At 39.6% G+C, this 21108-nt stretch carries 20 protein-coding genes, 2 pseudogenes and 4 riboswitches; of the genes and pseudogenes, 20 read left to right on the top strand and 2 right to left on the bottom strand.

Going from position 1 to position 21108, the window contains the following annotated elements:
• The first annotated feature begins 41 nt into the window (after positions 1-41).
• The 16 genes and pseudogenes from HT691_RS11395 to thiE (HT691_RS08910) all read left to right on the top strand — a co-directional run bounded on the left by HT691_RS11395 (position 42) and on the right by thiE (HT691_RS08910) (position 14058).
• A pseudogene (locus HT691_RS11395) lies at positions 42-888 on the top strand (IS630 family transposase).
• A gap of 402 nt (positions 889-1290) precedes the next feature.
• Positions 1291-2427 carry an L-lactate oxidase gene (lctO, locus tag HT691_RS08980; RefSeq protein ID WP_000120711.1) on the top strand — a complete coding sequence of 379 codons (1137 nt, stop codon included), beginning with the start codon at positions 1291-1293 and terminating at the stop codon, positions 2425-2427.
• A gap of 148 nt (positions 2428-2575) precedes the next feature.
• Positions 2576-2672: riboswitch (TPP riboswitch) on the top strand.
• Between the two features lie 143 nt (positions 2673-2815).
• Positions 2816-3496: a thiaminase II gene (gene tenA / locus HT691_RS08975; RefSeq protein WP_172925340.1), complete on the top strand. Its 681-nt coding sequence runs from the start codon at positions 2816-2818 to the stop codon at positions 3494-3496.
• 3 nt (positions 3497-3499) lie between these two features.
• Complete coding sequence (thiD, locus tag HT691_RS08970; RefSeq protein WP_172925339.1) at positions 3500-4297, top strand: bifunctional hydroxymethylpyrimidine kinase/phosphomethylpyrimidine kinase; 798 nt, start codon at positions 3500-3502, stop codon at positions 4295-4297.
• 2 nt (positions 4298-4299) lie between these two features.
• Positions 4300-5082 (top strand): hydroxyethylthiazole kinase, encoded by a 783-nt coding sequence (thiM, locus tag HT691_RS08965; RefSeq protein WP_004392829.1) that lies wholly within the window; start codon positions 4300-4302, stop codon positions 5080-5082.
• Position 5083: 1 nt separating this feature from the next.
• On the top strand, positions 5084-5713 hold the full coding sequence (gene thiE, locus HT691_RS08960; protein ID WP_172925338.1) for a thiamine phosphate synthase: 630 nt from the start codon (positions 5084-5086) through the stop codon (positions 5711-5713).
• A gap of 209 nt (positions 5714-5922) precedes the next feature.
• Positions 5923-6011, top strand: a riboswitch (TPP riboswitch).
• Between the two features lie 217 nt (positions 6012-6228).
• A complete protein-coding gene (locus tag HT691_RS08955; protein ID WP_172925337.1) occupies positions 6229-6897 on the top strand; it encodes a TenA family protein in 669 nt (222 codons plus the stop codon).
• 128 nt (positions 6898-7025) lie between these two features.
• Positions 7026-7808, top strand: a complete 783-nt coding sequence (gene thiM / locus HT691_RS08950) for a hydroxyethylthiazole kinase (RefSeq protein WP_172925336.1) — start codon at positions 7026-7028, stop codon at positions 7806-7808.
• 1 nt (position 7809) lies between these two features.
• Complete coding sequence (gene thiE, locus HT691_RS08945) at positions 7810-8439, top strand: thiamine phosphate synthase (RefSeq protein ID WP_172925335.1); 630 nt, start codon at positions 7810-7812, stop codon at positions 8437-8439.
• A 115-nt stretch (positions 8440-8554) separates the two neighbouring features.
• Positions 8555-8643: riboswitch (TPP riboswitch) on the top strand.
• 156 nt (positions 8644-8799) lie between these two features.
• Complete coding sequence (locus HT691_RS08940; protein WP_172923369.1) at positions 8800-9360, top strand: ECF transporter S component; 561 nt, start codon at positions 8800-8802, stop codon at positions 9358-9360.
• Positions 9361-10746: an ABC transporter ATP-binding protein gene (locus tag HT691_RS08935; protein WP_172925334.1), complete on the top strand. Its 1386-nt coding sequence runs from the start codon at positions 9361-9363 to the stop codon at positions 10744-10746.
• 1 nt (position 10747) lies between these two features.
• Complete coding sequence (locus tag HT691_RS08930; protein ID WP_172923371.1) at positions 10748-11398, top strand: energy-coupling factor transporter transmembrane component T; 651 nt, start codon at positions 10748-10750, stop codon at positions 11396-11398.
• Positions 11399-11408: 10 nt separating this feature from the next.
• Positions 11409-12101 carry a thiaminase II gene (tenA, locus tag HT691_RS08925; RefSeq protein ID WP_023933983.1) on the top strand — a complete coding sequence of 231 codons (693 nt, stop codon included), beginning with the start codon at positions 11409-11411 and terminating at the stop codon, positions 12099-12101.
• Between the two features lie 4 nt (positions 12102-12105).
• Positions 12106-12630, top strand: coding sequence for an energy coupling factor transporter S component ThiW (gene thiW, locus HT691_RS08920; protein ID WP_023933981.1), 525 nt, complete (start codon positions 12106-12108; stop codon positions 12628-12630).
• Entirely contained in the window at positions 12630-13433 is an 804-nt protein-coding gene (locus tag HT691_RS08915) for a hydroxyethylthiazole kinase (protein ID WP_023933979.1), read from the top strand. The genes thiW and HT691_RS08915 overlap by 1 nt, the downstream gene beginning before the upstream one ends.
• Positions 13426-14058, top strand: a complete 633-nt coding sequence (gene thiE, locus HT691_RS08910; RefSeq protein WP_172923372.1) for a thiamine phosphate synthase — start codon at positions 13426-13428, stop codon at positions 14056-14058. The genes HT691_RS08915 and thiE (HT691_RS08910) overlap by 8 nt, the downstream gene beginning before the upstream one ends.
• A 163-nt stretch (positions 14059-14221) precedes the next feature.
• Here the strand turns inward: thiE (HT691_RS08910) and thiD (HT691_RS08905) are convergent, their stop codons facing one another.
• Positions 14222-15013: a bifunctional hydroxymethylpyrimidine kinase/phosphomethylpyrimidine kinase gene (thiD, locus tag HT691_RS08905; protein ID WP_023933977.1), complete on the bottom strand. Its 792-nt coding sequence runs from the start codon at positions 15011-15013 to the stop codon at positions 14222-14224.
• 83 nt (positions 15014-15096) lie between these two features.
• A riboswitch (TPP riboswitch) is annotated at positions 15097-15194 on the bottom strand.
• Between the two features lie 184 nt (positions 15195-15378).
• On the opposite strand from thiD (HT691_RS08905), the gene HT691_RS08900 reads away from it, so the two are divergent.
• The 4 genes from HT691_RS08900 (at position 15379) to spxB (ending at position 20390) form a co-directional block, all read left to right on the top strand.
• Positions 15379-15774: a CopY/TcrY family copper transport repressor gene (locus HT691_RS08900; protein WP_172925333.1), complete on the top strand. Its 396-nt coding sequence runs from the start codon at positions 15379-15381 to the stop codon at positions 15772-15774.
• 10 nt (positions 15775-15784) lie between these two features.
• Positions 15785-16156, top strand: a complete 372-nt coding sequence (locus HT691_RS08895; RefSeq protein ID WP_000935054.1) for a cupredoxin domain-containing protein — start codon at positions 15785-15787, stop codon at positions 16154-16156.
• A 9-nt stretch (positions 16157-16165) separates the two neighbouring features.
• Positions 16166-18409: a heavy metal translocating P-type ATPase gene (locus tag HT691_RS08890; RefSeq protein ID WP_119919772.1), complete on the top strand. Its 2244-nt coding sequence runs from the start codon at positions 16166-16168 to the stop codon at positions 18407-18409.
• 205 nt (positions 18410-18614) lie between these two features.
• Positions 18615-20390, top strand: a complete 1776-nt coding sequence (spxB, locus tag HT691_RS08885) for a pyruvate oxidase (RefSeq protein WP_023941447.1) — start codon at positions 18615-18617, stop codon at positions 20388-20390.
• 121 nt (positions 20391-20511) lie between these two features.
• On the opposite strand, the pseudogene HT691_RS08880 reads toward spxB, so the two are convergent.
• Positions 20512-21108 (bottom strand): annotated as a pseudogene (locus HT691_RS08880) (winged helix-turn-helix domain-containing protein); the annotation flags it as partial.

Here is a 21108-nt window from a genome sequence, read left to right as displayed (position 1 = left end):
TATAGTTGCTTAGTTTCAAACAAGCATGTTATAATAAAGCTATGGCATATAGTACAGATTTTAAACAGCGAGCATTAGATTACATCAAAGAGGGGCACAGCCATGTCGAGGCAGCCAAGGTTTTTGATGTTGGCGTCAGAACTCTCTTCACGTGGGAAAAGAACTTACGTGAACAAGGACACTTAGAGAGGAAAAAGCGAGTCGTCAAAAACCGAAAGATTCCTTTAGAGGAATTGAAATCCTTTGTAGAGGCTTATCCAGATGCTTTTTTACGGGAAATTGCGGCACATTTTGATTGTGCTGTCCCTTCAGTATGGGCAGCTTTAAAGCAGATGAAGGTCACTTCAAAAAAAGATGACGAGCTTTAAGGAACAAGACCCAGAGAAAGTCGCTGAGTTTCTTGATATTTTGGATAACCTAAACGATTTACCAATCGTATATATTGATGAAACAGGAATCGACCGCTACCTCTATCGTCCTTATGCAGGGGCTCCTAGAGGGGAGAAAGTCTATGAAAAGATTAGCGGACGTCGTTTTGAGCGAACTTCAATTGTTGCAGGACAAGTAGACGGAGAGTTTATAGCTCCCATGATTTACAAGAACAGCAGGACAAGCGATTTCTTTGTGGAGTGGTTCAAAACGCAACTCCTGCCTGCTTTGAAGACACCTCATGTTATTATCATGGACAATGCTAGTTTTGATCCCAAGAACATTTTGGATGAACTCTGCATCCAAGATAAACACTTTTTCTTACCTCTACCGCCATATTCACCGGATTTGAATCCTATTGAGCAAGCTTGGGCTATCTTGAAAAAGAAAGTGACGGATTTATTAAGGGAAGTCCCAACTATTTTTGAATGTTTGGAACACTTTTTTAAAACTAAATGACTGATATAAGTCCATAGGCCCTATTAGAGGATGTTCTGGTGTCTTATTCACTTGTTTTTTTATAGCATTAGTAGATAGAATCAGCAAATAAAAAAGTAGTTCAAATGCCTGGCAGCAAAAAATCTCAACGATTCATACTCTTCGAAAATCAAATTCAAACCGCGTCAGCGTCGCCTTACCGTACTCAAGTACAGCTTGCGGCTAGCTTCCTAGTTTGCTCTTTGATTTTCATTGAGTATCACCTAATATAGACTAAAGTTTAGAGTTTAAGGAAAGTAGGGCTAATATATTGTATGAAAAATAAGATTGTTTTTAAGCAAAACTCTTGAAAATGATTGAAAAAAGAGTTATTATAGATGTATAGTAAAAAGCAAACGCTTACTTAATCAAGGAGGGCAGTTTATGTCATACAAAACAAGCAATGCAGAAGGGCATGTAGATTTCATTAATACCTATGATTTGGAGCCAATGGCGCAACAAGTGATCCCTAAAGCAGCATTTGGCTATATTGCTAGTGGGGCAGAAGATACTTTCACTTTAAGAGAGAATATCCGTGCCTTTAACCACAAACTCATCGTTCCACATACGCTTTGCGATGTTGAAAATCCAAGTACAGAGATTGAATTTGCGGGTGAAAAACTATCCTCACCAATCATTATGGCGCCTGTTGCGGCTCATAAATTAGCGAATGAACAGGGTGAAGTGGCGACTGCGCGTGGTGTGCATGAGTTCGGTTCTCTTTATACAACCAGTTCTTACTCTACTGTTGACCTTCCAGAGATTTCTGAAGCCCTTCAAGGGACACCTCATTGGTTCCAATTTTACTTTAGTAAGGATGACGGTATCAACCGCCACATCATGGACCGTGTGAAGGCTGAAGGTTATAAGGCGATTGTCTTGACGGCAGATGCTACTGTAGGGGGCAATCGTGAGGTGGATAAGCGTAATGGTTTTGTCTTCCCAGTTGGCATGCCGATTGTTGAAGAATACCTGCCAGAAGGTGCTGGTAAATCAATGGACTTTGTTTACAAATCAGCTAAACAACGCTTGTCTCCACGCGATGTAGAATTTATCGCTGAATACTCTGGTCTTCCTGTGTATGTCAAGGGACCACAATGCCGTGAGGACGTTGAACGTTCGCTTGCTGCAGGAGCTTCTGGTATCTGGGTAACCAACCACGGTGGTCGTCAAATCGACGGTGGACCAGCTGCCTTTGACTCGCTTCAAGAAGTGGCAGAAGCAGTTGATAGACGTGTGCCGATTGTCTTTGACTCTGGTGTTCGTCGTGGTCAACACGTCTTTAAAGCCTTGGCTTCAGGAGCAGACTTGGTAGCTATTGGTCGCCCTGTTATTTATGGCTTGGCTCTCGGTGGTAGTGTCGGTGTGCGTCAAGTCTTTGAACACTTGAATGCGGAATTGAAGACAGTTATGCAATTGTCTGGAACTCAGACCATTGAAGATGTCAAACACTTCAAACTTCGTCACAACCCATACAACCCAACCTTCCCAGTTGACCCTCGTGACTTAAAATTGTATTGATAAAAGAGATTGCCTCCACTGAATGTGGAGTTTTTTCTTCGTGTATTGGAAGAATAAATCGCTATCAAAAACTATATAAAGATATTTTTCGGTCAAATATCTTGCTAGGGCTTTCAATTTCTGTTATAATGGTCTAGTAATTAAATAATAAAGACATTTGGGGTGCTTTAGGCTGAGATAACTAAGTTAGACCCTTTGACCTGAACTAGATAATGCTAGCGTAGGAAACGTGAATATTTTCAAAATAGAATTAATCCAACATTATTGGAAAATATACTATGAGTAATATATGTTTCAGAGTTCTCTTACGTTAGTAAGGGGACTTTTTTATTTATCATAAGTGATATTATTTTATACTAAAATTAAATATATTTAGGGGGATATACCTATGAAACTTATTACTGAAATTATGGAAGAAAAGGCATTACCAATTGTCGATAAAATATATAATGATGGCTTTATTCAAGGATTAATTCATGCTGATTTATCGGAAAAAGCAGTCGAGCATTATCTACGAGCAGATGCGCTTTATTTAGAGAATTTTAGCGATATTTATGCTATTCTTTTAGCAAAAAGTAATGATAAAGTTGAAAAAAACTTTTTCTTAGGTCAAATTAATTTTGTATTAAATGAAGAAATTGCTGCACATAAAAATTTAGCAGACTATATAGGAAGAGATTATCAGGACATAATCAAAGGCGGAGAGTGGTACCCATCTGCAGACCATTATATAAAACATATGTATTATAATGTATTTGCTTTTGGTATGGCAGAAGCGTTAAGTGCAATGGCACCATGTCCATGGATTTATAAAATGGTAGCTGGAAAAATTCTTGATAATCATAATTTAGCAGAAGATCACCCACTAAAATTCTGGGTTGAATTTTATGCTGATGGCTTAGTAGATGAAGTACTTACTGAGTACTATAAAATTATTAATCGTGAAGCTGAATTTATGAATGAAGAAGGTAAACAAAGACTTATTAAAAACTTCTTAGAAAGTTGTGAACATGAACGTCGTTTCTTTAATATGGCTTATACACAAGAACGTTGGGATTTAGAGGTATAGGGTATGACTAAACTTAATATTGCATTAACTATTGCTGGAACTGATCCAACTGGTGGAGCAGGAATTATGGCTGACCTGAAAAGTTTTCAGGCGCGTGAAGTGTATGGAATGGCTGTAGTTACTAGTGTCGTTGCACAAAATACGTTAGGTGTTCAAATGATAAGAAACTTGGATTTAGATATATTAGAAGCACAATTAAAAAGTGTGTTTGATGATATAACACCTGATAGTATAAAAACTGGAATGATAGCAAATGCTGATATGATGAAATTAATTAAGAGATATTTGCCTAAAGATGTTCCTTATGTTGTTGATCCAGTTATGGTCGCGACAAGTGGAGATAAATTGATAGATGATGTTGCAAGAAAACATCTAAAAGAAGAGATATTACCACTAGCAACTATTATTACGCCAAATGTACCAGAAGCAGAAGAAATTGTTAATTTTAAAATATTAACAGAGGACGATGTTAATCGTGCAGGAAAGTTCATTATCGATGAAGTTGGATGTAAATCAGTAGTTATAAAAGGGGGACATCTAACTGGAGAAGCAAAAGATTACTTATTTTTAAATGATGGTACTAAAAAAGTATGGACTAGTGAAAGATTTAAGACTAATCATACACATGGAACAGGCTGTACATTCTCAGCTGTTATTGCTGCAGAATTAGCAAAAGGTAAAAGTATAATTGAAGCTGTAGATATTGGAAAAAAATTCATAACAGCAGCGATAAAATACACACCAGAGCTAGGTCATGGAAATGGACCTGTAAATCATATTGCGTTTAAAGGAGATTTATAAATATGACAAGTTTAAAATTATTAAAAGAGAAAGCACCACTAGTGATTTGTATCACGAATGATGTAGTTAAAAATTTCACGGCAAATGGATTAGTAGCATTAGGAGCATCACCAGCGATGAGTGAATATCCAGAAGACTTAGAAGATTTATTAAAATATGCTGGAGGGTTATTGATTAATATCGGTACATTAACAGATGAAACTTGGAAATTATACCAAGAGGCGCTTAAAATAGCTGAAAAATATAATGTACCTGCAGTATTAGATCCTGTAGCCTGTGGAGCGGGAGCATATAGAAAAAAAGTATCAGATGATTTAATAAATAATTACAAACTGGCAGCTATTAGAGGAAATGCTGGCGAGATTGCATCTTTAGTCGGCATAAATGTAGCCTCTAAGGGAGTAGACAGTGCAGGAGTAGATAATATTGATGAAATTGCCTTAGCAGCAAATGCTAAGTTTAATATTCCAATAGTAGTAACTGGGGAAGTTGATGCTATTGCAGTTAATGGAGAAGTAATAACTATACATAACGGAAGTGCAATGATGCCCAAAGTTATTGGAACAGGTTGCTTATTAGGAGCTGTATTAGCAAGCTTTATTGGACTAGAGAAAGGTGAAGAATTAAAATCACTAGAGACAGCTATGTTAGCATATAATATTGCCGGGGAAATGGCAGAAAAACGTCCTAATGGACATTTACCAGGAACATTTAAAGTTGAATTTATTAATGCATTATATGAAATTACAGATCAAGATATAAAAGCATTTAAAAAGGTGAAATAAGATGTTTAATAAAGAACTATTAAAATTGTATTTTATATGTGGAACTACAACTTGCTTAGGTAGGGACTTATATACAGTAGTTGAAGATGCTTTAGTAGGTGGAATAACTTTATTTCAATTTCGTGAAAAAGGTGAAGGCGCCTTAGAAGGTAGAGAAAAAGTAGAATTAGCAATAAAACTACAAAATCTTTGTAAAAAATACAATGTTCCGTTTATTGTTAATGATGATATAGAGTTAGCATTAGAAATAGATGCTGACGGAGTGCATGTAGGGCAAGATGACCTAGGTGTTGATGAAATAAGAAAATTAATGCCAGATAAAATAATAGGTCTTTCTATAGGGAATGAAGAAGAACTTAAACAATCCAAAGTTGAATATGTAGATTATGTTGGTGTTGGTCCTGTATTTGATACCCAGTCAAAAGATGATGCTGGTGGCGCTATAGGTTATGAAGGTCTTAAATTGATGAGAAAACTATTGCCACAAATGCCCTTAGTTGCAATTGGTGGGATACAGACGCAACATATTAAAGACATTATGAAGACCAATGTTGACGGTGTTTCAATCATTTCAGCAATATCGTATGCAAAAAATATAGAAAAAACTGTTCGGGAAATGAGTGAACAATAGGTATCTATCCTTGGATTCTAAGTAAGTGGAAGTTTTCCTTTTCTAAAAAGATATGTCCAGATTCAGTTTAAATAGCTAATCTATCAAACAAGACATTTGTTTTTTGCAAAAGAAAGATCTGCTATCTTTGTGAGTGCAAGGATGTATTTCCAGTTCAATTTCTTGAATTGTAATAAATCATTTGTTATAATAGTTATATAATTAAATAATAGAGACATTTGGGGTGCTTTAGGCTGAGATGATACCCATTGAACCTGATACAGTTAAGACTGGCGAAGGGAAATGTGAACAGTTTTTTTCGTATGGTGAAATGAACGGTCTAATCTTGTAAGTCAACTCTAATTCTTGATTGTAATTGGAGTTTTTTTGTTTATATAAAACTGGATAGGCTTGTTTAGGTAGCTCTCTGCAAATGCCCTCGATGTTCTTTAAAAGAATCAAGTGGAATTACGATTTTACTTGGTATTTCTTGGTGTTTTATTAATTACTAACAAGTAAAGAGAGGAGAAGTAAATATGGAAACACAGGTTTATGCATTTCAGCCAGGTTTGACTGTTGGAGAATTATTAAAAAATAGTCAGAAGGATTGGCAGGCTGCAATCAATCATCGTTTTGTCAAGGAACTTTTTGAAGGGACAATTGAGAATAAGGTCTTAAAAGACTACCTAATTCAAGATTATCACTTCTTTGATGCCTTCTTATCCATGCTGGGTGCCTGCGTAGCCTACGCAGACCAGCTTGAATCCAAGCTTCGTTTTGCCAAGCAATTAGGCTTTCTTGAAGCAGATGAAGATGGTTATTTCCAAAAGGCTTTCAAAGACTTAAAAGTATCTGAGAAAGACTATCTGGAAGTGACCTTGCACCCTGTAACAAAAGCCTTTCAGGATCTAATGTATTCGGCAGTGGCTTCATCAGACTATGCCCATCTTTTGGTCATGCTGGTCATTGCAGAGGGTCTCTATTTAGACTGGGGTTCTAAAGATTTGGCTCTTCCTGAAGCCTATATTCATTCGGAATGGATCAATCTCCACAGAGGTTCTTTCTTTGCAGAGTGGGTTCAATTTCTGGTTGACGAACTCAATCGTGTCGGAAAAGGTCGAGAAGATTTGACAGAACTTCAGCAACGCTGGAATCAAGCGGTCGCTTTAGAATTAGCCTTTTTTGACATTGGTTATGATGCCTAGAGAAAGTTCAGGATACTGACAAATTTGACGAGGTAAATCATTCAATGTAACTGAAAAAAATTCTCAACTAAAGATAGAGATAAATCGAAATCAGTAGATCGTATAAAGTGAAAAGGAAGGAATTCAATATGACAAGTTTAAAATTATTAAAAGAAAAAGCACCTTTGGTCATTTGCATCACCAATGATGTAGTAAAAAATTTCACAGCAAATGGATTAGTAGCACTGGGTGCGTCACCAGCTATGAGCGAGTACCCAGCAGACTTAGAAGATTTATTAAAATATGCTGGAGGATTATTGATTAACATTGGGACTTTAACGGATGAAAATTGGAAGCTGTATCAAGAGGCACTAAAAATTGCTGAAAAATATAATGTCCCTGCAGTATTAGATCCAGTAGCTTGTGGAGCAGGAGAATATAGAAAAAAAGTAGCAGATGATCTAATCAACAATTACAAATTAGCAGCGATTAGGGGAAATGCTGGCGAGATTGCCTCTTTAGTAGGGATAAATGTGGCATCTAAAGGAGTAGATAGTGCGGGCGTAGATAATATTGATGAAATTGCTCTAGCAGCAAATGAGAAGTTCAATATTCCAATAGTAGTAACAGGTGAAGTGGATGCTATTGCTGTAAATGGAGAAGTGGTAACGATTCATAATGGTAGTGCCATGATGCCAAAAGTTATTGGGACAGGATGCTTATTAGGAGCTGTATTAGCAAGCTTTATCGGACTTGAAAAAGGTCAAGAATTGAAATCATTAGAAACAGCAATGTTGGTTTACAATATCGCTGGAGAAATGGCAGAAAAACGCCCCAATGGGCATCTTCCTGGGACATTTAAAGTTGAATTTATAAATGCCTTATATGAGATTACAGATGAAGATGTAAAGGAATTCAAAAGAGTGAAGTAAAATGTTTCATAAAGAATTACTAAAACTATATTTTATTTGTGGAACGACTACTTGCCAAGGAAAAGATCTATATAGAGTCGTTGAGGAAGCCTTAAAAGGTGGTATAACCTTATTTCAATTTCGTGAAAAAGGTGAGGGAGCCTTAGAAGGTAAAGAAAAAGTCGAATTAGCAATTAAACTACAGGATCTTTGTAAAAAATACAATGTTCCGTTTATTGTTAATGATGATATTGATTTGGCGATGGAAATTGACGCTGATGGCGTACATGTAGGACAAGATGACCTTGGAGTTGATGAAATTAGAAAATTGATGCCAGATAAAATAATTGGTCTTTTTATAAAAAACGAGAAAGAATTTCAACAGTCAAAAGTTGAATATGTAGATTATGTTGGTGTTGGTCCTGTATTTGATACCCAGTCAAAAGATGATGCTGGTGGCGCTATAGGTTATGAAGGTCTTAAATTGATGAGAAAACTATTGCCACAAATGCCCTTAGTTGCAATTGGTGGGATACAGACGCAACATATTAAAGACATTATGAAGACCAATGTTGACGGTGTTTCAATCATTTCAGCAATATCGTATGCAAAAAATATAGAAAAAACTGTTCGGGAAATGAGTGAACAATAGATATAGATCTAACCCAAGAAAGATCTGCTGTCTTTGTGAGTGCAAGGATGTATTTCCAGTTCAATTTCTTGAATTGTAATAAATCATTTGTTATAATAGTTATATAATTAAATAATAAAGACATTTGGGGTGCTTTAGGCTGAGATGATACCCATTGAACCTGATACAGTTAATACTGGCGAAGGGAAATGTGAAATGTTTTTTTCGTATGTCGAAAAGAACGGTCTAATCTTGTAAGCTGAACTCTAATTCCTATCTGTAATTAGAGTTTTTTCTTTTACGAAACTGGATGAAGGTGATATCAATCCTTTTGGTAGCTCACCTTGAGTGCCCCAATTTTCTTTAAAAAAGGAGTTTTTTATGTTGAAAAAATGGCAGTTAAAAGATGTTATCTTGCTTGCTTTCTTGTCTATCTTTTTTGGTGGGATTTTCGTTGGTTCAGGATATGTGTATAATATTCTCATCCTACTCTTAACACCTCTTGGTTTACAGGCTTTTGCCAATGAAATCCTCTTTGGACTCTGGTGTATGGCTGCGCCCATTGCTGCCATCTTTGTTCCGAGAGTCGGAAGTGCGACGATTGGAGAAGTGCTAGCTGCGCTTGCTGAAGTCCTTTATGGTAGCCAATTCGGTCTAGGTGCCCTTTTGTCCGGCTTGGTTCAAGGTTTGGGAAGTGAACTTGGTTTTATCGTAACTAGAAATCGCTATGAAAGTTGGCTCTCTCTAACTGCTAATAGTATTGGGATTACGCTTGTTAGCTTTATCTATGAATACATTAAGTTAGGTTACTATGCCTTTTCACTTCCGTTTGTCCTTTCCTTGCTTGTGGTACGTTTTATTTCTGTTTATTTCTTCTGTACCATTTTGGTTCGTGCCATTGTCAAACTCTATCATCAGTTTGCAACTGGAGGAAAAGCATAGATGGGTCTGGAATTACGGGAGATTCAGTCCCCAATTTTTTCGGAACCGATTGATTTTACTTTTCATGAGCAATCCTTTACCTTGTTAGTTGGGAGTAGTGGGTCTGGAAAATCGAGTCTCTTTCAAATGATTGCCCAAGTCAGTTCTCTTCCCTATAGCGGTCAAGTCCTGATAGATGGGAGCGAGGTCAGTCAGCTTTCTATCATCGAACGTGTCCAAACGGTTGGTATTCTCTTTCAAAATCCCAATCATCAATTTACCATGGAGAGCTTGTTTGAGGAGTTGATTTTTACCTTGGAAAATATTGGGCATCCCGTTCAGGAAATTGATTCTAAAATAGCAGAGGTTGTCCAGCAATGTCGTTGCAAGGACATCTTGCACCGTCCCATCCATCACTTATCAGGTGGAGAAAAGCAAAAGGCGGCCTTGGCTGTTCTCTTTGCTATGAATCCTAGGGTCTATCTCTTAGATGAGCCCTTTGCTTCCATTGATCGCAAGAGTAGGATAGAGATATTGGAGATTCTAAAAGAGTTGGTCTCTAATGGGAAGACAGTTATTTTGTGCGACCATGATTTAACGGACTATGAAGCCTATATCGACCATATGGTGGAGCTAAGAGACGGACAACTAAGGGAAGTGTTTCAAATCCCTACCTCTGAGATGACACAGGTTGCTTCAAAGGAGGTTGCTTCTAGCCCGGAATTGTTCCATATGGATCGAACGACTTGTGAGCTTGGTAATCGCCCCCTCTTTTCGATTGCTGATTTCAGATTTTACCAAGGAATTTCCTGTATCTTGGGTGATAATGGTGTCGGGAAATCAACCCTCTTTCGGTCTCTTCTTCAATTTCAAAAGTATAAAGGACGAATTACTTGGAGGGGGACAGTCCTGAAAAAGAAAAAGAGCTTGTATCATGACCTGACGGGTGTTGTTCAGGAAGCTGAGAAGCAGTTTATCAGAGCCAGTTTGCGAGAGGAACTTCAATTAGATGGACCTGATTCTGAAAGAAATCAACGAATTTTCCAAGCTTTACGATATTTTGATCTGGAGCAGGCTCTTGATAAGAGTCCCTATCAATTAAGTGGTGGTCAGCAAAAAATTCTTCAGCTCTTGACCATCTTGACCAGTAAGGCTTCAGTGATCTTGCTAGATGAACCTTTTGCAGGTTTGGATGATAGAGCTTGCCATTATTTTTACAAGTGGATTGTGGAGGAGAGAAATCAAGGAAGAAGTTTTCTGATCATTAGCCATCGTTTGGATCCCTTGATCTCTGTGGTTGATTATTGGATTGAGATGACTAGTCAGGGTCTTCGTCATGTGAAATCAGTGACAATTACCAAACCACTTACATCTCAGAGTAGCAATACCCAAGTGGAGGTGAGATAGTATGGTCAAAGTAGCAACCCAGACACCGATTATCAGTCTCTTTTTGCTGATTTTATCCTTGGAAACATCTTTCATTCCTTCGATTGCTCTGAATCTTTCGGTAGTCGCATTCTGTATTTTCTTTATGCTCTATTACCGTCGATTTAAGATGTTGGCTTGGATGATTCTGCTTGCCATTTTGCCATCCTTTGCCAACTACTGGGCAGTTCAGTTACATGGAGATGTTTCGCAGGCGGTCATGCTTGGAACGAGGGCCTTTGTGACAGTTTGTATCGGACTTGTCTTTATTTCCTCTATTTCACTAAAAGAGCTTCTCTTGTACTTGGCTCAAAAGGGGTTATCACGGTCATGGGCCTATGCCTTGATTGTGGTATTCAATTCCTTTCCCCTTATTCAGCAAGAAATCAAGTCCCTAAAAGAAGCTTGCCTATTACGTGGTCAAGAACTGCATTTTTGGTCGCCCTTGATTTACAGCAAGGTTCTGATGACAGTCTTTAGGTGGCGCCATCTTTACCTGAGAGCCCTGTCGGCGCATGGATATGACGAACATGCACAGTTGAAGAATAGCTATCGGACTTTTTATATTCCTAAAAAAACAAAATTAATCTACCTGCTTTTCTTTTTATTGCTTCAAACCAGTCTATTTTTATAAAGGAGTTATTATGGAATTTACAGATATTGCGATGGAATTATCCAAGGAAGCTTGGCAGGCTTCCTTTCATCATCCCTTTATTTTACAATTACAAGAGGGGGATTTAGAACCTGCCGTTTTCCGCTATTACCTGATTCAGGATGCCTACTATCTGAAGGCCTTCTCAGAAATCTATCACCTTTTGGCTGATAAGACTTCAAACCAAGAGATGAAAAGACTCTTGAAACAAAATGCTCAGAGTCTAGTGGAGGGTGAGTTATTTATCCGCCAACAATTTTTCAAGGAATTGGAAATCAGCGATCAGGAAATGGAGCAACATCCAATCGCTCCAACCTGCTATCATTACATTTCTCACATTTATCGGCAATTTGCAGAGCCAAACTTGGGCATTGCCTTTGCAAGTTTGCTGCCTTGTCCTTGGTTATACCATGATATAGGCAAATCACTTAATCTTAAACCATCACCAAATCCTCTCTACCAACAATGGATTGAAACTTATATTACGGATGAGTTAGAGCAACAGATCAGAGAGGAGGGAGAGCTAGTCAATCAACTCTATCGCGAAAGTAATGAGACAGACAAGAAAAAAATGCTAGATGCCTTCCACATCAGTGTTCACATGGAAGCTAAGTTTTGGCAAATGGCCTACCAACACCAGACATGGAAGAGTGATTTACACTCTTTAGAAAAAGGAGAAGAATAGAAATATGAGAAAGCACCAATTGCAAGTTCACAAATTAACCATTTTATCCATGATGATTGCCCTTGATGTAGTCCTTACGCCTATCTTTCGGATTGAGGGAATGGCACCGATGTCCAGTGTAGTCAATATTCTAGCAGGAATCATGATGGGACCTGTTTATGCCTTGGCTATGGCTACAGTCACAGCCTTTATCCGTATGACGACTCAAGGGATTCCGCCTTTAGCTCTCACAGGAGCGACTTTTGGAGCCCTCCTTGCAGGTCTCTTTTATAAGTATGGTCGAAAATTTCATTATTCCGCTCTAGGAGAGATTTTGGGAACAGGTATTATTGGTTCTATTGTTTCCTATCCTGTTATGGTACTCTTTACAGGATCGGCCGCTAAGCTTAGTTGGTTTATCTATACTCCTCGATTTTTTGGAGCAACCTTGATTGGTACAGCGATTTCCTTTATTGCCTTTCGATTTTTAATCAAGCAGGAATTCTTTAAAAAAGTGCAAGGATATTTCTTTGGTGAAAGGATAGACTGATGCAGGCATTGACAAATCCTTTTCCTCTGGAAATGACTTCCCTAATTCACTGTATTACCAATGAGATTTCTTGTGAGATGCTAGCAAATGGGATTTTGGCTTTGGGATGTAAACCAGTTATGGCAGATGATTCCCGTGAGGTTCTTGATTTTACTAAGCAAAGCCAGGCACTCTTCATCAATTTTGGGCATTTGTCAGCTGAGAAGGAAAAAGCAATCCGTATGGCAGCTTCTTATGCAGCTCAAGTTTGTCTCCCAATGGTAGTAGATGCGGTTGGCGTAACAGCTTCAGTCATTCGTAAGAGCTTAGTTAAAGACCTTTTAGACAATAGCCCTACGGTCCTTAAAGGAAATATGTCAGAAATCCGAAGTCTTGTTGGCTTAAAACACCACGGCGTTGGGGTCGATGCCAGTGCTAAAGATCAAGAAACGGAGGATTTGCTTCAAGTCTTGAAAGACTGGTGTCAGACCTATCCTGGTATGTCATTCTTAGTTACTGGTCCTAAGGACCTCATCGTTTCGAAGAATCAGGTCGCTGTACTGGGAAATGGCTGTGCAGAATTAGACTGGATAACAGGGACAGGAGACTTGGTTGGAGCCTTGACAGCCGTTTTTCTCAGCCAAGGAAAGACTGGATTTGAAGCTTCGTGTTTAGCAGTCTCTTATCTTAATATCTCCGCTGAGAGAATAGTTGTTCAAGGAATGGGATTGGAAGAATTTCGTTACCAAGTACTCAATCAGTTTTCGCTTCTAAGGAGAGATAAAAACTGGTTAGATGCCATCAAAGGAGAGGTTTATGAATAGAGAAGCACTTAGACTATATCTGGTAACCAATCGCTACCAAGATTCCGTGGAAAGATTTCTTGAAAAGGTTGAGACGGCTTGCCGTTCAGGGGTTACCATAGTCCAATTACGAGAAAAAAATCTCACAACCAATCAATATTATCAACTAGCAAAACAAGTCAAGGAAATAACAGATGTTTATCAGGTACCCTTGATAATCGATGATCGTTTGGATGTTTGTCTTGCAGTCGATGCTGCAGGTCTGCATATCGGAGACGATGAATTACCAGTTTCGGTTGCCCGACAAGTCTTGGGACCTGAAAAAATCCTCGGTGTCACCGCTAAAACAATAAAAAGAGCTCTGGAAGCAGAAACATCAGGTGCAGATTACTTGGGGACAGGAGCCATTTTCCCAACCACCACCAAGGAAAATGCGCCCATTACTCTGATATCGACCTTGAAAACAATTTGCCAAACGGTTGACATTCCAGTAGTTGCTATTGGCGGCTTGACTTCAGAGAACATTGACCAGCTTATGGGCACTGGCATAGCTGGAGTAGCTGTAGTGCGTGATTTGATGCAGGCAGAAGATATTGAGGCAAAAACCCAAGCCTTTTTATCAAAGCTGGATGACATTATTTCCTAACTAATACTCAATGAAAATCAAAGAGCAAATTAGGAAGCTAGCTGCAGGTTACTCAAAGCACAGCTTTGAGGTTGCAGATGGAAGCTGACGTAGTTTGAAGAGATTTTCGAAGAGTATAAAAACTCTCTAATTCCCTTAAAGTAGGAACTAGAGAGTTTTTTTCTTAATCTTTAAAACTTGTATGGTTGACTGGGCCAGAGCCATGACCGAGTTGAGGAGCGTCTTGGATGGCTTTTGTGATAAAGGCCTTGGCCTTATCGACTGCCTGATAGAGAGTCTTGCCCTTGGCTAGTTCAGCCGTAATCACTGCAGCAAAGGTACACCCAGTACCATGGGTGTGACAGGTTTGAATTCGTGGGCTTTCCCAGACAAATTGGTCATCCTTGGTAAAGAGGAAATCCTTGGCACCGCCTTCGAGATGCCCACCTTTGATTACCACAGACTGAGGACCAAATTCTTTTAAAATCAGGCGACCGGCACGCTGCATGTCTTCAGGATCATGGATTGAAAAACCAACAATCTCTTCTGCCTCAGGAAGATTGGGCGTGATAATGGTTGCAAGGGGAAGTAGGTTTGTTTTTAGGTAAGTTCTGGCACTGGTACCAATCAGGGTGTCACCGCTTGTTGCGACCATAACAGGGTCAAGGACGTAGGGACAGTCCAACTTTTTAAGATAGGGTTGGATGATTTCCATGATTTCGGTAGTTGCCAACATCCCAGTTTTTACAGCCTGAGGTGGAATATCAGAAAAGACACTGTCCAATTGGGCTTTCAACATTTGAGGAGAAACGTGCTCGATTAATTGAACACCTCTGGTATTTTGAGCGACAAGACTGGTTACAACAGCCATTCCATAGACATCTCTAGCTTGGAACGACTTTAAATCAGCCATAATGCCAGCACCACCACTGGGGTCAGTACCTGCAATGGTCAAAGCAACGGGTAAATAAGTCATCTAAAACCTCCCAACCAACTGAAGTTTGTATTCTCAAGAACAAGCAAGTCTGTTTTAGGAAGGTAATAGAAGACTGCTAGTCCCCATTATCATTTCCACTTCCATCAGCTAGCATTACCTAGATTGAGTCAAAGGGTCTAACAGTTGTTAATCTCAGCTTTACGCACCCCTAGTGGTTGTTTTCTTTTTTTCTTTAGTATAGCATATTTTTATTGTTTATATAGTAATATTTGACTGCAAATCGTTTTTTAAATGATTAAAATTCTATTTTTTAAAGAAAAGATTGATTTTATAATTGACAAATGTAGATTTTAAGAGTATACTATTTAACATAATTGACAAATGTAGATTTTGGAGGTGTACTGATGCAGATTTCAGATGCAGAATGGCAGGTCATGAAGATTATTTGGATGCAAGGGGAACAGACCAGTACGGATTTGATCAGGGTTCTGGCGGAGCGGTTCGACTGGTCCAAGTCAACCATTCAAACTCTTTTGGCTCGTTTGGTTGAGAAAGAGTGTCTGACAAGGAAAAAAGAAGGCAAGTTATTTGTCTATTCAGCCCTTTTAACTTTGGACCAAAGTCGGGATTTACTTGTCCAAGATATCAAGGACAAGGTTTGTTCTCGTAGGATTAAGAACTTGTTGGCTGATTTGATTGCTGAATGTGATTTTACTCAGGCTGACTTAGAAGACTTGGAAGCTGTGATTTCTGAGAAGAAATCAAACGCTGTGACAGAAGTAAAATGTAATTGTATGTAAAGGAGACGTCATGTTAAATAGTATTGTAACCATTATTTGTATTGCCCTTATCGCGTTTATCTTGTTTTGGTTTTTCAAAAAGCCTGAAAAATCTGGACAAAAGGCCCAGCAAAAAAAGGGCTACCAAGAGATTCGAGTGGAAGTCATGGGAGGCTATACGCCTGAGTTGATTATTCTCAAGAAATCAGTGCCAGCCCGCATTGTCTTTGACCGCAAGGATCCTTCACCATGTCTGGATCAAATTGTTTTTCCAGATTTTGGTGTACATGCGGACCTACCTATGGGGGAAGAGTATATAGTGGAAATCACGCCTGAGCAGGCTGGAGAGTATGGTTTCTCTTGTGGCATGAATATGATGCACGGTAAGATGATTGTAGAATAGGAGAATGATATGACTGAAATTGTAAAAGCAAGTCTTGAAAATGGTGTTCAAAAAATCCGTATCACGGCAGACAAAGGCTATCATCCAGCCCATATTCAGCTTCAAAAGGGAATTCCAGCTGAGATTACCTTTCATCGTGTGACTCCTTCAAACTGTTATAAGGAAATTCTTTTTGAGGAAGAAGGCATCTTGGAACCAATCGGCGTAGATGAGGAGAAAGTCATTCGTTTTACCCCTCAAGAATTAGGCCAACATGAATTTTCTTGTGGTATGAAGATGCAAAAAGGAAGCTATACAGTGGTTGAGAAGACTCGAAAATCTCTATCACTTTTACAGCGTTTTTGGATTACCAGTATCTTTACTGTGCCTCTTGTGATTCTCATGATTGGGATGTCGACAGGAGGAATTAGTCACCAAGTCCTGCGTTGGGGAACCTTTTTAGCCACAACACCGATTATGCTAGTAGCAGGTGGGCCTTATATCCAAAGTGCTTGGGCTAGTTTTAAAAAGCACAATGCCAACATGGATACCTTGGTTGCTCTGGGAACCCTAGTGGCCTATGGTTATAGCCTAGTTGCCCTCTTCGCTGGCCTCCCCGTTTACTTTGAAAGTGCTGCATTTATCTTCTTCTTCGTTCTTATGGGAGCCGTTTTTGAGGAGAAAATGCGGAAAAATACTTCCCAAGCTGTGGAGAAATTGCTGGACTTGCAGGCTAAAACAGCAGAAGTCTTGCGTGAGGAAAGCTATGTTCAAGTCCCTTTGGAGCAAGTCAAGGTAGGTGACCTGATTCGAGTGCGTCCCGGTGAAAAGATTGCGGTTGATGGTGTCGTAGTAGAAGGTGTCTCTAGTATTGATGAGTCTATGGTGACAGGTGAGAGTCTGCCTGTGGACAAGACAGTTGGAGATACTGTCATTGGCTCAACCATCAATAATAGTGGAACACTTGTTTTTAGAGCAGAAAAAGTCGGTTCAGAGACTGTTTTGGCTCAGATTGTGGATTTTGTGAAGAAAGCTCAGACAAGTCGTGCGCCGATTCAGGACTTGACGGATAAAATTTCAGGGATTTTTGTCCCAGCAGTTGTCATTTTAGGGATTGTGACCTTTTGGGTTTGGTTCGTCTTGCTCAGGGATAGTGTAGTTGTGCTTGGGTCGAGCTTTGTGTCTTCGCTTCTCTATGGAGTAGCAGTTCTGATTATTGCCTGCCCTTGTGCATTGGGACTTGCAACACCGACAGCCCTTATGGTGGGGACAGGTCGCAGTGCCAAGATGGGAGTTCTCCTCAAAAATGGAACGGTTCTACAGGAAATCCAGAAAGTTCAAACTATCGTCTTTGATAAGACCGGGACTTTGACGGAAGGGAAACCTGTGGTCACAGATATCATCGGCGACGAAGTAGAAGTGCTTGGATTGGCAGCTTCCTTGGAAGAAGCTTCTCAACACCCACTGGCTGAGGCTATAGTCAAGCGAGCGACTGAAGCTGGATTTGAGCTTCACACTGTTGAAAATTTCCAAGCCTTGCACGGAAAAGGTGTCTCAGGGCAAATCAATGGAAAACAAGTTTTGCTTGGAAATGCTAAAATGCTGGATGGCATGAACATTTCTAGCACTTATCAAGATAAACTAGAAGAACTAGAAAAAGAAGCTAAGACAGTTGTGTTCTTGGCTGTTGACAATGAAATCAAAGGCTTGCTTGCACTACAAGATATTCCCAAGGAAAATGCCAAGCTAGCCATCAGTCAGTTGAAAAAGCGTGGCCTTAAAACAGTCATGTTGACAGGAGACAATGCAGGTGTGGCGCGTGCTATTGCCGATCAGATCGGAATCGAAGAGGTCATTGCAGGTGTCTTGCCAGAAGAAAAAGCCCATGAAATCCATAAACTACAAGCGGCTGGCAAAGTAGCCTTTGTTGGGGATGGTATCAATGACGCTCCTGCCCTTAGTGTAGCAGATGTGGGGATTGCTATGGGAGCTGGAACAGATATCGCCATCGAGTCGGCAGATTTAGTGTTGACAACCAATAACCTCCTAGGCGTGGTGCGTGCCTTTGACATGAGTAAGAAAACCTTTAATCGAATTCTGCTCAATCTTTTCTGGGCCTTTATCTACAATGTCGTCGGAATTCCGATTGCAGCAGGAGTCTTTTCTGGTGTTGGACTGGCGCTCACTCCAGAATTGGCAGGTCTAGCCATGGCCTTTAGTTCTGTATCTGTTCTGACTAGTTCACTCTTACTAAACTTTAGTAAAATAGACTAAAAGTAATGACTAGATTTCTTTGTTATAAAACAGGAATGGCAGCACTTTCAAAACTGTATTAGAATAGAAAGTAGAGAGTTTTGAGCAGATTTTTAGAAAAGTCAACATAAATATGATATAGTGGAATAGTAAAAATTTGGAGAACGTTTCCAATTCTATGTAATCGTATTCTCCAAGTCTAAAAAATTGAAGGAGAGTTATCACTATGACTCAAGGAAAAATTACTGCATCTGCAGCAATGCTTAACGTATTGAAAACATGGGGCGTAGATACAATCTACGGTATCCCATCAGGAACACTCAGCTCATTGATGGACGCTTTGGCTGAAGACAAAGATATCCGCTTCTTGCAAGTTCGCCATGAAGAGACAGGTTCTCTTGCAGCGGTTATGCAAGCTAAATTCGGTGGCTCAATCGGGGTTGCAGTTGGTTCAGGTGGTCCAGGTGCGACTCACTTGATTAACGGTGTTTACGATGCAGCTATGGATAACACTCCATTCCTAGCGATCCTTGGATCACGTCCAGTTAATGAATTGAACATGGATGCTTTCCAAGAATTGAACCAAAACCCAATGTACAACGGTATCGCTGTATACAACAAACGCGTAGCTTACGCTGAGCAATTACCAAAAGTAATCGACGAAGCTTGCCGTGCTGCAGTCTCTAAAAAAGGTCCAGCTGTTGTTGAAATCCCAGTAAACTTTGGTTTCCAAGAAATCGACGAAAACTCATACTATGGATCAGGTTCATACGAGCGTTCATTTATCGCTCCTGCTTTGAACGAAGTTGAAATCGACAAAGCTGTTGAAATCTTGAACAATGCTGAACGTCCAGTTATCTATGCTGGTTACGGTGGTGTTAAAGCTGGTGAAGTGATCACTGAATTGTCACGTAAAATCAAAGCACCAATTATCACAACTGGTAAAAACTTTGAAGCTTTCGAATGGAACTATGAAGGTTTGACAGGTTCTGCTTACCGTGTTGGTTGGAAGCCAGCCAACGAAGTGGTCTTTGAAGCAGACACAGTTCTTTTCCTTGGTTCAAACTTCCCATTTGCTGAAGTTTACGAAGCATTCAAGAACACTGAAAAATTCATTCAAGTTGATATTGACCCTTACAAACTTGGTAAACGTCACGCCCTTGACGCTTCAATCCTTGGTGATGCAGGTCAAGCAGCCAAAGCAATCCTTGACAAAGTGAATCCAGTTGAATCTACTCCATGGTGGCGTGCAAACGTGAAGAACAACCAAAACTGGCGTGATTACATGAACAAACTCGAAGGTAAAACTGAGGGTGAATTGCAATTGTATCAAGTTTACAATGCAATCAACAAACATGCTGATCAAGACGCTATCTACTCAATCGACGTAGGTGACACTACTCAAACATCTACTCGTCACCTTCACATGACACCTAAGAATATGTGGCGTACATCTCCACTCTTTGCGACAATGGGTATTGCCCTTCCTGGTGGTATCGCTGCTAAGAAAGACAATCCAGATCGCCAAGTATGGAACATCATGGGTGACGGTGCATTCAACATGTGCTACCCAGACGTTATCACAAACGTTCAATACGACCTTCCAGTTATCAACGTTGTCTTCTCAAATGGTAAATATGCCTTCATCAAGGACAAATACGAAGACACAAACAAACACTTGTTTGGTTGTGACTTCTCTAATGCTGACTATGCGAAAATCGCTGAAGCGCAAGGTGCTGTAGGATTTACAGTTGACCGTATCGAAGACATCGATGCAGTTGTTGCAGAAGCTGTTAAACTCAACAAAGAAGGTAAAACTATTGTGATTGATGCTCGCATCACTCCACACCGTCCACTTCCAGTAGAAGTACTTGAATTGGATCCAAAACTTCACTCAGAAGAAGCTATCAAAGCCTTCAAGGAAAAATACGAAGCAGAAGAACTCGTACCATTCCGTCTCTTCTTGGAAGAAGAAGGGTTGCAATCACGCGCAATTAAATAATTCCTCTCGCCGAAAATCAAATATGAAACTTGTAGACTTTATTCTTTGATTTTCATAGAGCGGAACTTTAAAAGATCGGAGCAATCCGGTCTTTTTATTATAAAGAAATTGCATATAATACTCATATGCTTTCAAAAAGCATTCTAGTCCATCTCCGATTAACGATGGACTTTATCACCTCCTTCTCCAGTCCTTGTATAACATCTTGAAGTTGATTCATGATATCTTCCAATATGGGCATCAACAGCTCCATAACAATAGCGAAATTCTCGTATATAGTGACTATGGACATGTGGACCTACTCCCATTGGAGCCCAACAAAATCCCAGTTTACTGATTCTACCGAAACCAGCCTCATCTTGGTACATCAAGCGAACCTTACGAAAATGCCTACTGGTTTTAAAGCGCTTTCTTGTCTTCTTGAATTGAGATTTTATTTTTAGACGCGACAATGGTTTGAACGTCTGCTTTCTTGGGATGTTCTGGACGTGGCCTAATATTTCGCCAACCATGGCGCTTCAAGAGTTGATAAAAGGCATCACATGTGTAGGAAGGACCTAACTCCTTTGTATAAGCCTGAAATAAGGCATCAATTGTAACAAATTCTCCTGCCTCTGCAGCCTTCAAATGACGGGCAATAAAGGCTTTCTCTTCCTCAATTGTCATATATGCATGGTTACGACAACCACGTGTTTCTTTAAGGAGAGAATCGAGTCCG

Origin of the sequence: Streptococcus sp. 477 (assembly GCF_013277295.1) — a bacterium.
Lineage (GTDB): Bacteria > Bacillota > Bacilli > Lactobacillales > Streptococcaceae > Streptococcus > Streptococcus pseudopneumoniae.
Note: the sequence above shows the minus strand (reverse complement) of the source record. Positions and strands in the feature narration are given on the sequence as shown.

Coding starts and splice junctions, on each gene's coding strand:
- thiW (WP_023933981.1), top strand. CDS start 12,106: ATGAGAAAGCACCAATTGCAAGTTCACAAATTAACCATTTTATCCATG.
- HT691_RS08940 (WP_172923369.1), top strand. CDS start 8,800: ATGTTGAAAAAATGGCAGTTAAAAGATGTTATCTTGCTTGCTTTCTTG.
- HT691_RS08890 (WP_119919772.1), top strand. CDS start 16,166: ATGACTGAAATTGTAAAAGCAAGTCTTGAAAATGGTGTTCAAAAAATC.
- HT691_RS08935 (WP_172925334.1), top strand. CDS start 9,361: ATGGGTCTGGAATTACGGGAGATTCAGTCCCCAATTTTTTCGGAACCG.
- tenA (WP_172925340.1), top strand. CDS start 2,816: ATGAAACTTATTACTGAAATTATGGAAGAAAAGGCATTACCAATTGTC.
- thiD (WP_023933977.1), bottom strand. CDS start 15,013: ATGACTTATTTACCCGTTGCTTTGACCATTGCAGGTACTGACCCCAGT.
- thiE (WP_172925338.1), top strand. CDS start 5,084: ATGTTTAATAAAGAACTATTAAAATTGTATTTTATATGTGGAACTACA.
- HT691_RS08895 (WP_000935054.1), top strand. CDS start 15,785: ATGTTAAATAGTATTGTAACCATTATTTGTATTGCCCTTATCGCGTTT.
- thiD (WP_172925339.1), top strand. CDS start 3,500: ATGACTAAACTTAATATTGCATTAACTATTGCTGGAACTGATCCAACT.
- spxB (WP_023941447.1), top strand. CDS start 18,615: ATGACTCAAGGAAAAATTACTGCATCTGCAGCAATGCTTAACGTATTG.
- HT691_RS08930 (WP_172923371.1), top strand. CDS start 10,748: ATGGTCAAAGTAGCAACCCAGACACCGATTATCAGTCTCTTTTTGCTG.
- tenA (WP_023933983.1), top strand. CDS start 11,409: ATGGAATTTACAGATATTGCGATGGAATTATCCAAGGAAGCTTGGCAG.
- HT691_RS08915 (WP_023933979.1), top strand. CDS start 12,630: ATGCAGGCATTGACAAATCCTTTTCCTCTGGAAATGACTTCCCTAATT.
- HT691_RS08955 (WP_172925337.1), top strand. CDS start 6,229: ATGGAAACACAGGTTTATGCATTTCAGCCAGGTTTGACTGTTGGAGAA.
- lctO (WP_000120711.1), top strand. CDS start 1,291: ATGTCATACAAAACAAGCAATGCAGAAGGGCATGTAGATTTCATTAAT.
- thiM (WP_172925336.1), top strand. CDS start 7,026: ATGACAAGTTTAAAATTATTAAAAGAAAAAGCACCTTTGGTCATTTGC.
- thiM (WP_004392829.1), top strand. CDS start 4,300: ATGACAAGTTTAAAATTATTAAAAGAGAAAGCACCACTAGTGATTTGT.
- thiE (WP_172923372.1), top strand. CDS start 13,426: ATGAATAGAGAAGCACTTAGACTATATCTGGTAACCAATCGCTACCAA.
- HT691_RS08900 (WP_172925333.1), top strand. CDS start 15,379: ATGCAGATTTCAGATGCAGAATGGCAGGTCATGAAGATTATTTGGATG.
- thiE (WP_172925335.1), top strand. CDS start 7,810: ATGTTTCATAAAGAATTACTAAAACTATATTTTATTTGTGGAACGACT.